We start from the raw sequence: 12,364 nt of genomic DNA on the forward strand, positions 1-12,364 counted from the left end.
GATAAAAAAGATAAGCACGCCAAACAGTTTACCGAAACCATTGGCAACATCAGGAAGTTTGGTCAGCAGGCCGATAAAATGCTCGACACCATGGTAAAGGCCGATGAAAACTGGTTCCTTGGCAGCTTGCTTAAGTTCTTCAAATAACAAGACAATACATGCTCACTATAATCAGCCGGTTCGCCGGCTTTTATTTAGCACTATACTTTCATTAATTTCTGAAAATATGAAAAGCTCAGACAAGATCCTGATCTACGATGATGATTGTCCGCTTTGCGTAGCCTATACCAGCGCTTTTGTGAAATCGGGGTTACTGACCACAGAAGGACGCAAATCATTTTCAGCCGTTTCTCCTGAACTGTTACACACCATCAACTGGCAACGCAGCGTAAATGAAATTCCCCTGGTTGACCCAAGCACCAAACAGGTATGGTATGGCATCGATGCCCTGCTGGAAATACTGGGACAAAAATGCGCGCTTATAAAAACCATTGGCCGGGTTCAACCCATTAACTGGTTCCTCAAAAAACTGTACAGCTTTATTTCATACAACCGTAAAGTAATTGTGGCGGTTAAAACCTCGCCGCTAAAAGTTGATTGTACGCCTTCATTCAATATATTTTACCGGGTGTTGTTCATGGCTATTTTTCTGGCGGTGAATACCCTGATGATACTACCGGTTCATCAACACCTGTTTGCGCAAATCCCCGGCTATTCGTTATCCCTTACCCAGCTATTGGGGCTGCACGCCATTATGGTCGCGCTCAATTGTATACTGGCTTTATTCTTACCAAAACGAACTGCACTGGAATACCTGGGCCAGGTGAACATGCTTACGCTGGTGACCAATTTATTATTGATACCGCTGGTGCTTACCGATGCATTTATACAACCCGGCAACTGGGTTAATTACGGGTACCTGATGCTGGTGTCGATAGTGATCTTCCATGAATACTTCCGGCGAATGAATTTTGCCAATATGCTTGACCGTTACTGGCTGGTGCTTACCGTAAACCTGGCCTGTGTAATGGGTTTGTGCATCTGTTTGTTTATTCCTTTTAACAGATAACCGGATCTATATGAAATACAAAAAGATCGTAATTGCCGGTGGCACTGGTTTTATTGGCCAGGCAATGGCCCGGTATTTTGGAAAAGATAACCATGTAATACTGTTGAGCCGCCATTCGGTGAACCAACTGCATAACAACCACGATAATAAATTGGTAGAAGCAGTAGATGGCTATAACATTACCTACTGGCGATGGGATGGCGTACATGTAGAAAAGCATTGGCTGCAGAATATTGATGGGGCCGATCTAGTGATCAACCTGGCGGGCAAATCGGTGAACTGTCGTTATACAGAAAAGAACAAACAACAGATCATCAACAGCCGCACCCAATCAACCAGGGCCATTGGCGATGCCATCAGGCAAACAGTGGTTCCACCCAAATTGTGGATCAACGCCTCCTCGGCCACTATTTACCAGCATACCACCGACAAACCGAATGATGAAATTTCTGGTGTTATCAGTGACGCAAAGAACGATAATATGCCCTATTCTTTTTTTGACCGGGTACGCTATACCTGCAAAAAATGGGCAGGCGCTCAGCAGGCAATGCTGGCTAAAGACTTCTCTGTACAGGTTTGTAAACACTGGGAAAACGCCTTCTTTGAGCAGCGCACCCCTTTTACCCGAAAGATAACGTTGCGGGCAGCCGTTACTCTGGGACAGGGCGGTGTAATGAATCCCTATTACAACCTTTTAAAGGCAGGGTTAGGTGGTCACCAGGGCAATGGCAGCCAAATGTTCAGCTGGATACATGTTGAAGATTTATGCCGCATTGTTGAATGGTGTTATGATCACAAAGAGGAAGAAGGTGTTTTTAACTGCAGCTCCCCCAATGCAGTAACCAATGCCGATTTTATGCAAACCCTTCGCCGCATCACAGGCCACAAAATAGGGTTACCCGCTTACAAGTGGATACTGGAAGCAGGCTCGGCTCTGATAGGTACAGAAACCGAGTTGATATTAAAAAGCAGGTGGGTATACCCGGCCCGGTTATTAAAATCAGGATTTTTATTCAGGTATAACGCATTGGAACATGCGTTAACCGACATTATCAACCAAACACCCCGAAAGAAATATCACCTATTCTAACGGGAGCTTTGTGCCGAAAACACACACCTTTCGTTTTTGTTTACCGGAAAAAATTATAGTTTTGAATGACAACCAATTGAGTAAACAGGTTGTTATATGGGCATGGAAACAGGTAGTAAAAAAACGATGGTACTGGGCGCCTCCGCCAATCCCGCCCGCTATAGCTTTCTGGCTATAAACAGTTTACGCAAGCATCAGCACCCCGTGGTGGCGCTGGGTCGCAGGATGGGAAAAGTACTGGACGTGGATATTACTACCGAAAAAGATCCCCAGGATACAGTTGATACAGTTACGTTATACCTGAACCCTGCCAATCAGAAAGAATACTACGATTATATACTATCCCTGCGCCCAAAACGTATTATATTCAACCCGGGAACTGAAAATCCTGAACTATCCGAGTTGGCCAAAGCCAATGGTATTCAACCAATGGAGGCCTGCACTTTAGTGCTCCTGAGCACGGGTCAATACTAAATACCCATGGTAATAACCCTTAGTACAACTTACTTTTTACACTCAGATTATTTGTTTATATCCCCCTTGTAAAATAACTGCATATCATTTGCGTTTTACCTTTGTATTGAATCAATGAATCGTAGATTTAATATATCCCTAAGACCTATACCAACGTAATCCAGATCCGAACACTAAAACCCGTACATAATGAAAAACCTGAATGCTATAGGGCTCTTAGTGGCGTGCATTTTCGCATACCAATCAATAACCGCCCAGCAACAACCCGTTACCCTAAATCAAAAGCCTGTATTAAGCAAGGCTACAACACTTTCGCAACTTCCTCCCAAACTGGAATGTAACTTTTCAGCTGTGAAAGGGCTTTCAGCCCATCGTATTTCAGACAAAATAAATATGACGCTCGGCGATTATGAATTTTCGGGCGAGTTGGTTGAAAAAATACAATCAGCAGCCGGCGTGGTGAACATGAACATCAGATCCATCAGTATGCCCGGCGCCCTGTGCACCGTATCGGTAATTACCCAAAACGATAATACACAAAAACTGGTAGGCCGCATCATTAATCCCAAATCAGACGAAGTACTGGTACTAACGGAAGAAAACAACCGTTATTTCTGGGTAAAGAAGCCTAAGCAGTATTTCATGGTTGAGTAACCATTTTGATCCGTACCCATTGAAAACCTTTGAACACTATTTAACATCCAAATCCGCATTGAAATCCAATGAAAACCATTTTTACCGTACTGTGTGGCCTTGCCATTGCCACAGGGGTAAAGGCGCAGGTTCCTTTGTTAAACAGCTATCCATCGGCCAGAGCCACTATCTTCGTTGACTTTGACGGCCAGTATGTAACCGGCACCTCCTGGAACTGGAGTGGACCTATTACCGCCCAGGCTTCCGGCTTTTCTGCTTCAGACATCAATGAAATGTTTAACCGGGTGGCTGAAGATTACCGCATTTTTAATGTAAACATCACTACTGATTCTACGGTGTTTTTAGCTGCACCGCCGACTCAACGCATCAGGGTAATTGTTACCCCAAGCTACCAATGGTATGGCGGGGGCGTAGGCGGTGTTGCTTACGTTGGTTCTTTTACCTGGGGCGATGGTACGCCAGCCTGGGTGTTCAGCAGCCTGCTGGGCAACAGTAAGAAGAGCGTGGCTGAAGCTATCTCGCACGAAGCAGGTCATACCCTGGGCTTACAGCACCAGAGTGCCTATAATTCAAGCTGTGTAAAAACTGAATATAACCCCGGCACCGGTTCCGGTGAAACCAGCTGGGCGCCCATTATGGGCGTAGGCTATTACAAAAACCTTACTACCTGGCACTACGGCACCAACACCTATGCCTGTAACTATTACCAGGATGACCTGGCTATCATCTCCGGATCTCCCAATAACTTTGGTTTCCGCCCCGATGATATTGGCGATACGCATACGAATGCTACCAGTGTTGGTTTTTCAAATACCGGTTTTGCCACCAGCGGTTTAATTAATTCCGGCACCGATAAAGACGTATTCAAATTCACACTAACTACACCAACATACATACACCTGAATGCAGTGCCTGAAAATGTAGGCCTTAACAATTCAGGCGCTAACCTCGATATTAAATTAAGCCTGCTCAATTACAAAGCAGACACCATAGGACAATACAATCCTGCTACTCTTGTAAGTGCCAGTCTCGACAGTAACCTGAACAGTGGTACTTATTATGTGGTAGTAGAAGGCACCGCCAATGCAAACTTTGCAAAAAGCGAAAGCCTGGGTTATTATACCATCGCCGCTTCTCCACTTACATCACTGCCAATACACAAGTTCGTTTTATCGGGCAAAGCAACTGAAGGCACGCATAACCTGAACTGGGTGTATGAAACAGATGAAGCAGTAAAAACCATTGAAATACAAAATTCAAAAGATGGTGTTCACTTCAATGCGCTGGCACAGGTTGGCCCCGGCACCAAAACATTTTCATGGAAGCCATTAACTGATAACGCACCTTTTTATCGTATCAGGATCATTACCACAGCCGACGAAAAATCATATTACTCCAACACCATTACCATTAGCGACAAAGGCGACAACAAAGCTTCGGTAAAGGTGATGAGCACTGTGGTAACTAACTCAATTATAACTAATGCTGACAAGGACTGCAACTTCCAGGTGCTGGATGGAACCGGCCGTTTATTGCAACGAGGCAAAATGGTTACCGGAACAAATAACATCGATATAACAAATGCACAAAAGGGCTTGATACTCCTTCGGATACAAGGCGAAATGGAGACCACTACGCTTAAGTTAATAAAACAATAATAATCATATGATTTGGTGAACAGCGGGTTTTTCGGTAAATTCGGAAAACCCGTTTCACTATGATGTTATGGAGAAAATTTAATGGTGACCCGATTGAACTGCCAATCATCGATGCCGTTGAAAATGCTATCAAACGCGAAACTGAAAAGGGCTATCACCTTAAAGTTTGCATCGGTACCGATTCGCAGGTAAAGGGTGTAGAAACAGAGTTTGCTACCGTAATTGTTTTCCTTCGTGAAGGACATGGTGGATTCATGTTCATTCACAATGAAAAAACCAGAAAGCAGTACAGTATCAAAGAAAGAATGCTGGTAGAAGTTGCCAAGAGTATTGAAATCGCTTACGACCTCTGCCCCCTCTTTAATTTGTACAATGTAGACATGGAAGTGCATGCGGACATTAACACCAACCCGCATTTCAAAAGTAATGATGCGTTGAAGGAAGCCATGGGCTACATACTGGGAATGGGGTTTGCTTTCAAGGCCAAACCCGAAGCTTTTGCCAGTAGCAGCTGTGCCAACAAGGTTGTAAATTAACGAACCCTCACGCTGTAAACGGAGGGTTTTTTAATGTTTGGTTGTGAATATCACTCTTTTCACAACTCAGGGCATTGTCGCCTTAAAAAGTACCTACTCATTTTCTGCCTTAGCCGCCTCTTTATTGCAGTCCTCAATAAACTGAAGCATTTTATCTCTTCCCATTTTTTTCTCGGCGCTGGTTACAAAACTCTGTGGTAAGAACTGCCAGGTTTTACGCATGGCATCTAAAAAGTCCTTTACATTTTTGCTTACTGTCTTTTGTGTTTCCTTATCGGCTTTGGTAAAGGCCAAACAAAAAGGCACTTCCCATTTGCCCAGCTGATCTACAAAATCAAGGTCCAGCTTTTGCGGACTATGGCGGCTGTCTATCAATACAAACACATTGATCAGGTTTTCGCGTTTGCGCAGGTAATTCTCGATCATCTGTTCCCATTGCCTGCGCGTCGATTGCGAAACCTTGGCAAAACCATATCCTGGTAAGTCAACCAGATACCAGGGGGTAACATCTTTCTGGGAGTAAGTTTTTACTGCACCGCCACCTGGCGAAGAGGCCGGATGGGAGCCTTTCAAACTTTTTATATCAAAATGATTTATTAATTGTGTTTTACCGGGCGCAGAAGATGTTTTTGCCAGCTTTTGGTTATCAACCAGCATATTTATCAGCGACGACTTACCCACATTACTACGGCCAATAAAGGCATATTCGGGCCGGTCGGGCTTTGGGCATTTGGTATAATCAGGACTGCTGATGACGTAGGTGGCAGATTGAATAATCATACTGCAAGATAAATTATCTTTGCCCCCCATGTCGAAATATTCACACGATAATATAGTGCCCTTCAACGAGTCGCAACAAACCAAAAAAGAGCAGGTAGCGGCTATGTTTGACCAGATAGCATTCAGATACGATTTCCTGAACCGCTTTTTATCGGGCGGTATTGATGTAAGCTGGCGTAAACGCGCCATCCGCGAATTGAAAGAAATAAACCCCCGTATGGTGCTCGATGTGGCTACCGGCACCGCCGATGTGGCCATTATGACCTCGAAATACCTGAACCCCGAAAAGATAGTTGGAATAGATATTTCGGAGGGGATGCTCAATTTGGGGCGTCAAAAGGTTGATAAATTATTGCTATCTAAGCAAATAGAATTGTTAAAGGGCGATAGTGAGGCAATAAACTTTCCCAATGAAACGTTTGATGCCATTACCGTGGCTTTTGGTGTGCGGAATTTCGAAAACCTTGAAAAAGGGCTGGCTGAAATGTACCGGGTACTAAAACCAGGCGGTAAAGCGGTTATCCTTGAATTTTCGAAACCCAGTAAAAAGGGCTTTAAAGGTTTGTATAACCTGTACATGAACATCATTGCACCCCGTGCGGGTCAGTGGGTGTCGAAGAACAAGGACGCATATAAGTATCTAAATCAATCAGTTAAAGCATTTCCTGAAGGCGAAACATTTCTACATATTTTACAACAAGTTGGGTTTAAGAATACTACACTAAAACGGCTGAGTTTAGGAATATGTACAATTTATTGCGGCTCAAAAACCGCCAGTTAAACAGATGGGCAGCAGGGCTATTGCTTTTGATCGCCTCACAACAGGTAAACGCTCAATTAAGAGATGAGTTAAACCTACCTGACCATGATAGTAAAACATACTATCTGGGCATCGGTCTTATTTATAATAGTGCCAGGTTCCAGGTGAGCCAGCATCCTTCATTTCTGTCGAATGACAGCGTAATGGTGGTGGAACCTGAAAATACCGGCGGCTTCGGCCTGGCTGGTATGCATACCCTGCGTTTGTCGCCCCGGTTCGAACTCCGGGCTATCTTCCCTCAGCTATTATTTGCCTATAAGAATCTCACTTATCACATAAAATATCCCGACCCCAACAAAAACGAGGCACCGGTTATGACCAAACGGGTGGAAAGCATCCTGATCGGATTACCCTTACATCTTAAGTTCCGCAGCGATCGCATCGGTAACTTCAGGGTGTACATGTTTGGGGGTGGCAAGATCGAATACGACCTGGCTTCCAATTCAACCGCCCGCAAAGCAGAAGACCTGGTAAAGCTGAAAAAATTCGATTATGGGGTTGAAGCCGGTGTAGGGTTCAATATTTATTTCCCGGTATTTATTCTGTCACCTGAGATCAAGATCAGTAACGGGCTTGGCAATATCCATTCCCGCGACGCAAATCTTAAATATTCCAGTTCTATTGACAAACTGAACTCCAGAATGGTCGTTTTCTCGCTTATATTCGAGGGGTAAGAAAAGGATATATATAATTCTAATAATATACGAAACAGCTGTCCCGATAAGATCAGGACAGCTGTTTTTCTTTTACATTTGTAGATAAACCCTTTCTTGCCTGAATAGTAGCCAAACATACCTGCGGATATTAACTGCTTTGTTGGTGTACTGTGGTTTTTCATCTGCACATGCACAGGACCGACTGAAAAAACAGGATAGTCTCAAAAAACTGTTGGCTGTTCAACAAGACGATACCAATAAGGTCAAACTGCTCAACAGCCTTGCCAACACGTATTACCAAACCAATAAAGATTCCATAAACTATTATTCCTCGCTGGCTGTTCAACTGGCAAAAAAACGCTCGTATCGCCGGGGCGAAGCAATAGGCGAAGCTCACCAGGCAGCGTATTACAGAATGCAGGGCGAATACGCAACCGCCGTTAATAAGTTGCTGCACAGCATATCCATAAATGAAGAACAGCATGATGTGGGCCCGGCAGCCGATAGTTACCTTAATCTGGCACAGGTTTGTAAAGACATGGTGGGTGATAACAATACGCCTGAATATATAAATAAAGGCATTTTGTATAGCCAACATGCCTACAACCTGTTCTATAGCATACCCGATACAGCAGGAATGGTTGGTTGCCTGAACGAGTGCGGCATCCTGTACCGCGACCGGGCTAATTTAAAAGGCCAGGAAAAATATTACGACAGCGCTTATGCAGCTTACATAAAGGCAGTGGACATGATTGAGCGATCGGGAAAAGCCAAAGGCCTTGTAAGCAAATTGTACAATAATATAAGCCAGGTATACAACGAGTACTGGAAGGATTATAAAAAGGCCCTTGAATACCTGTTCAAGGCAGAAGAGCTGAACAAGAATGCACATAACCTCAGTGGCCTCTCGTTCAATTACGGTAATATCTCACTGGCCTATACGAAATTGAAACAACCGGCAGCGTCATTATTATATGCCCGCAAAATGCTTGAAACAGCCCGGTTGCTCAACAGGCCCGAACGCCTTCGCAATGCCTACAACTCCATGTACTATTCCTTTGCCGATGCCGGCCGGTTCGACTCTGCTCTCTATTATTATAAACAGGCCGATATACTCGACGATTCGCTGAACAACGTGGCAAAGACCAATGAAGTGGTTGCCCTGCAAACAAAATTCGAGACCGGCAAAAAAGAATTGGAAATACGGCGGCTGCATACAGACAGCCTTGTGAAAAACAGGCAGATCGTTTTCCTGGTTTCGGCCCTGTTGCTATTTGTGTTACTGGCAGTCTGTATGGTTTTGCTGTATTATCGCATCAGAAAACAACGGCAGCAGATAGCGGGGCAGTCAAAAAAAATGGAAGTAATGATGAAGGAGCTGCATCACCGGGTAAAGAACAACCTGCAGATCGTGAGCAGCCTGCTGAGCTTGCAGACTTATAAGGTACGGGACGAAGAAGCCCTGCTGGTTTTAAAAGAAAGCCAGCAGCGGGTACAGGCCATGAGCTTTATTCATCAACGCCTGTACAAAACAGAATCGCTCACCGCCGTGAACATGAAGGAATACCTCACCAACCTGGCAGAATCGCTGGTATCGTCATACGGGTTTAACCGCGATGATTTTGACCTTCGCATTACAGTGGAAAAAGAAATGCTGGATATTGACAAGGCATTGCCCATAGGCCTCATCATTAATGAACTGATGACCAATGCCCTGAAATACGCCTATAGCAACATACATCGCCCCTCCCTGAACATTACACTCATTGAAGAAGATACAAAACTGGTTTGCACCATAAAAGACAATGGAACCGGCATTGACGAACAGCAATGGAAACAAAAGAAGAATTCCTTTGGTAAACAGCTGATAACCGCTCTTTGCAAACAGCTGCGGGCGCAACAATCGCTGGTTGTTAATGCCGGTACGCAGTTTACAATAACCATCCAAAAACAAGTAGCTTAAAATGCCTGCCGAAAAAGTAAACATCCTGATAGTAGAAGATGAAAGTATTGTGGCGCTTGACCTGGCCAGTGGCCTCGAGCACGATGGGTATAATATTGCGGGTATTGCCGACAATGCAGAAGAAGCGCAACAATTGTTTACGGAGAATGAGGTTGATATTATTTTGATGGATGTGAACATCATCGGGGAAAAAGACGGCATCGATGCCGCCATAGAGACACTGAAACAAAAAGCCGTACCCATTATTTATCTCACCGCTTTTACGGATGCCCTAACTATTGAACGGATAAAACAAACGCACCCCGCCGCATTTTTATCAAAACCTTATACCCTTACCAACGTACGCATAGCCATTGACCTGGCAGTGAACAATTTTGCCGTTTCACGCGAACAACAATCCACCGGGAAGATCATCCCGCTCGACAAAGATGGCAGCCGCAGCACCAGCTCACCCGAGAAGGAAATGATCCTTAGAATGCACGATCATATTTTCGTGAAACATAATTATGCCTTTGTAAAATTAAAGCTCAGCGAGCTGTTGTATATTGAAGCAGACAACAATTACACTTCCATTATCGCCGCCGATAAGAAATTCTTACTGCGTTTATCCCTGAACCAGTTGCTGGAAAAGATCAATTACAAGTCGCTGGTGCGCATACACCGCTCCTATGCGGTAAACATCAACGCTATACAGTCCTTTAACGAACAGGAAGTAGAAGTGAACCAGCAGCACCTGCCCATAGGAAGAAATTATAAGGAAGAGTTCATGAAACAATTCGATTTCAGGTAAGGCCCTATCCCCACCCCCGTCCCGGGCTCATTTACATACAAAATTTCGTCGTTTACATACAAGCGATATGAATATCCCTTTCCTGGTAATAGTTTAGCACCCGGTTTACAACTACTTGTCCAAAAGGAAAAGGAAACATAAACGGGGTTCTGATTAGTAAACAGGTCTGTTAAAAAGGTGGTTCCCGGTGATACCCTTTAAACCCGGTCGGTGTATCACCGATAAAAAAAGCAGGTGGCAATTATGCCGCCTGCCTTTTATTATAGTAAGCTGTCATATTTTTAATAATCGTATTCCCTTCTAAACATATTCCACCGTACACCGGCTGTAAATACCGATACGTTCCGGTTGTTTATTTCAGGCACCCCTGATTTATAATTCCTGATCAATGCCGACCCCTCGAGGAACAGATTTTCCTTCACTTCATACGATACCAGTACCTGCGCATTTACCCCGGTGGCTTGTGGTCCATTAGGTAATTTGTAACCATAATCACCTGAAGGGCGGTCTGTATTGGGTATAAATATATTGGAGCCCACATTGCTATTAAGCGTATCGGTACCCTGTTTCCAAACGATCAGGCGGGCGCTGGTTGTCCATTTGGGATGCGGCTGATATCTTATGATACCAATCGCTTCCACGAAATTAGCGCCCAAAGGATGCGCCAGCGGTTGGTTATAATGGGTATAATTAGCCAGGCTATCGAAGTGGCTATAAGTAAACGGACGGGTAAGGTTGATCTCGCCCTGCAGATCGAGGTTCTTCACCCCAAAAGCATTGATGTATTTACCGCCGGCCTGTATGCCAAACTTATTGGCCCACCAGCCATTGCCGGCCTTTAATTCCTTCGTTACCAATTCATCGAGCAACAACTGACCATACAACTGTAAACGCCTGGCTATATTGGCCTTTAAATCGATGCCCACAAAGGCATTGTCGGGGCTGCCATTCTCCTGCTCGGCCAGTCGCAAAAATATCACGGGATTCAAATAGCTGAATTCAAAATGATTCTTTCGGCCAAAGATCACTGATTCAAAAACGCCGATATTCAACCATTTGGTAACGTCCATACTCAAATGATGCATGGCGGCATATTTCTTATCGAGCAGTTTGTTACCGGAGCTGATATTCACAGTTTGTGGCACTAACTCAGTGAACAGGTTCATATAGTTGAACTTCCAGATGCGGGTGTTGATCTTCAGGAACAGGTAACTATTGCCAAAGTCGCTCAGGAATAAACTGCGATAGCCATTACCGATAAAGTTTTTATCATAGCCAAATTGAAAATCCAGGTATTTGAGGGCGGTGAAATTGATCGACCCACGGGCATCCAGGTAATCATTGCCGGTTTTCTTATACGTTTTATAGAAACCGTTACCCGGTACTGCATCGAACGCATGTACCCTTTCCTGTACAAAAAGCGGTGCCCGCTCCTGGTTATCGGTCATATAAACAGAAAAGCCCAGTCTTTTGGAGATCATCCCCCGTACCGATAATCCTTTTGAAGTAAGGAAAAGTTTATCAGGAGATTTATCGCCGCTTTCAACTGAGAACGTTTGCTGAAATACAGGATTAACAACAAAGAAAAAATCCTTTACATTAACCTCCAGTAAATTGGCCTTTGTTTTATAAAATACATTCCACAAACTCTTTTTACTATTAAAATCACTGGTATCGGTACCGGTTACCCATTCGGAATTGTTCATGAGTAAACTACGCAGGTTATATTCATCCACTTTCGACAACGACAGGCCACCCGCTTTTTGCAAAGAATCGGCATATTCCCCCACACGAACAGCAAATTTCCGGACATGAAGGCGCTCGCCGATTACGTCCACAGCAAGGGACTGAAGATTGGAATCTATTCGACGCCC

General features: G+C 44.3%; 12 protein-coding genes. 10 read left to right on the plus strand and 2 right to left on the minus strand.

Annotated elements, in window-relative coordinates:
* The first annotated feature begins 226 nt into the window (after positions 1-226).
* The 6 genes from ACJ751_RS18550 to ACJ751_RS18575 all read left to right on the plus strand — a co-directional run bounded on the left by ACJ751_RS18550 (position 227) and on the right by ACJ751_RS18575 (position 5,481).
* Positions 227-1,069, plus strand: a complete 843-nt coding sequence (locus ACJ751_RS18550) for a DCC1-like thiol-disulfide oxidoreductase family protein (protein WP_407747011.1) — start codon at positions 227-229, stop codon at positions 1,067-1,069.
* Positions 1,070-1,079: 10 nt separating this feature from the next.
* Complete coding sequence (locus tag ACJ751_RS18555; RefSeq protein WP_407747012.1) at positions 1,080-2,159, plus strand: epimerase; 1,080 nt, start codon at positions 1,080-1,082, stop codon at positions 2,157-2,159.
* Between the two features lie 96 nt (positions 2,160-2,255).
* Complete coding sequence (locus ACJ751_RS18560; RefSeq protein WP_407747013.1) at positions 2,256-2,633, plus strand: CoA-binding protein; 378 nt, start codon at positions 2,256-2,258, stop codon at positions 2,631-2,633.
* Positions 2,634-2,822: 189 nt separating this feature from the next.
* On the plus strand, positions 2,823-3,287 hold the full coding sequence (locus tag ACJ751_RS18565; RefSeq protein WP_407747014.1) for a hypothetical protein: 465 nt from the start codon (positions 2,823-2,825) through the stop codon (positions 3,285-3,287).
* A gap of 68 nt (positions 3,288-3,355) precedes the next feature.
* Positions 3,356-4,945, plus strand: coding sequence for a T9SS type A sorting domain-containing protein (locus tag ACJ751_RS18570; RefSeq protein WP_407747015.1), 1,590 nt, complete (start codon positions 3,356-3,358; stop codon positions 4,943-4,945).
* 62 nt (positions 4,946-5,007) lie between these two features.
* Complete coding sequence (locus ACJ751_RS18575; protein ID WP_407747022.1) at positions 5,008-5,481, plus strand: ribonuclease H-like YkuK family protein; 474 nt, start codon at positions 5,008-5,010, stop codon at positions 5,479-5,481.
* Positions 5,482-5,574: 93 nt separating this feature from the next.
* Here ACJ751_RS18575 and yihA read toward each other — a convergent pair whose 3' ends face one another.
* A complete protein-coding gene (gene yihA, locus ACJ751_RS18580; protein ID WP_407747016.1) occupies positions 5,575-6,261 on the minus strand; it encodes a ribosome biogenesis GTP-binding protein YihA/YsxC in 687 nt (228 codons plus the stop codon).
* 28 nt (positions 6,262-6,289) lie between these two features.
* On the opposite strand from yihA, the gene ubiE reads away from it, so the two are divergent.
* The 4 genes from ubiE to ACJ751_RS18600 all read left to right on the plus strand — a co-directional run bounded on the left by ubiE (position 6,290) and on the right by ACJ751_RS18600 (position 10,490).
* Positions 6,290-7,042: a bifunctional demethylmenaquinone methyltransferase/2-methoxy-6-polyprenyl-1,4-benzoquinol methylase UbiE gene (gene ubiE / locus ACJ751_RS18585; protein ID WP_407747017.1), complete on the plus strand. Its 753-nt coding sequence runs from the start codon at positions 6,290-6,292 to the stop codon at positions 7,040-7,042.
* Entirely contained in the window at positions 7,006-7,755 is a 750-nt protein-coding gene (locus tag ACJ751_RS18590; RefSeq protein ID WP_407747018.1) for an outer membrane beta-barrel protein, read from the plus strand. Before ubiE ends, ACJ751_RS18590 begins: the two co-directional genes overlap by 37 nt.
* A 214-nt stretch (positions 7,756-7,969) precedes the next feature.
* On the plus strand, positions 7,970-9,700 hold the full coding sequence (locus ACJ751_RS18595; protein WP_407747019.1) for a histidine kinase dimerization/phosphoacceptor domain -containing protein: 1,731 nt from the start codon (positions 7,970-7,972) through the stop codon (positions 9,698-9,700).
* Position 9,701: 1 nt separating this feature from the next.
* Positions 9,702-10,490, plus strand: a complete 789-nt coding sequence (locus ACJ751_RS18600; protein WP_407747020.1) for a LytTR family transcriptional regulator DNA-binding domain-containing protein — start codon at positions 9,702-9,704, stop codon at positions 10,488-10,490.
* A 281-nt stretch (positions 10,491-10,771) separates the two neighbouring features.
* Here ACJ751_RS18600 and ACJ751_RS18605 read toward each other — a convergent pair.
* The coding region (locus ACJ751_RS18605) for a hypothetical protein (RefSeq protein ID WP_407747021.1) at positions 10,772-12,364 on the minus strand (1,593 nt) is incomplete at its 5' end.

It is taken from the genome of Niastella sp. (genome assembly GCF_045805085.1).
In the GTDB taxonomy this organism is placed as follows: Bacteria; Bacteroidota; Bacteroidia; order Chitinophagales; family Chitinophagaceae; genus Niastella.

Excerpts from the sequence above, each read along its gene's own strand:
- yihA (WP_407747016.1), bottom strand. The coding sequence starts at position 6,261 with ATGATTATTCAATCTGCCACCTACGTCATCAGCAGTCCTGATTATACC.
- ACJ751_RS18560 (WP_407747013.1), top strand. The coding sequence starts at position 2,256 with ATGGGCATGGAAACAGGTAGTAAAAAAACGATGGTACTGGGCGCCTCC.
- ACJ751_RS18565 (WP_407747014.1), top strand. The coding sequence starts at position 2,823 with ATGAAAAACCTGAATGCTATAGGGCTCTTAGTGGCGTGCATTTTCGCA.
- ACJ751_RS18570 (WP_407747015.1), top strand. The coding sequence starts at position 3,356 with ATGAAAACCATTTTTACCGTACTGTGTGGCCTTGCCATTGCCACAGGG.
- ACJ751_RS18575 (WP_407747022.1), top strand. The coding sequence starts at position 5,008 with ATGTTATGGAGAAAATTTAATGGTGACCCGATTGAACTGCCAATCATC.
- ACJ751_RS18555 (WP_407747012.1), top strand. The coding sequence starts at position 1,080 with ATGAAATACAAAAAGATCGTAATTGCCGGTGGCACTGGTTTTATTGGC.
- ACJ751_RS18590 (WP_407747018.1), top strand. The coding sequence starts at position 7,006 with ATGTACAATTTATTGCGGCTCAAAAACCGCCAGTTAAACAGATGGGCA.
- ubiE (WP_407747017.1), top strand. The coding sequence starts at position 6,290 with ATGTCGAAATATTCACACGATAATATAGTGCCCTTCAACGAGTCGCAA.
- ACJ751_RS18600 (WP_407747020.1), top strand. The coding sequence starts at position 9,702 with ATGCCTGCCGAAAAAGTAAACATCCTGATAGTAGAAGATGAAAGTATT.
- ACJ751_RS18550 (WP_407747011.1), top strand. The coding sequence starts at position 227 with ATGAAAAGCTCAGACAAGATCCTGATCTACGATGATGATTGTCCGCTT.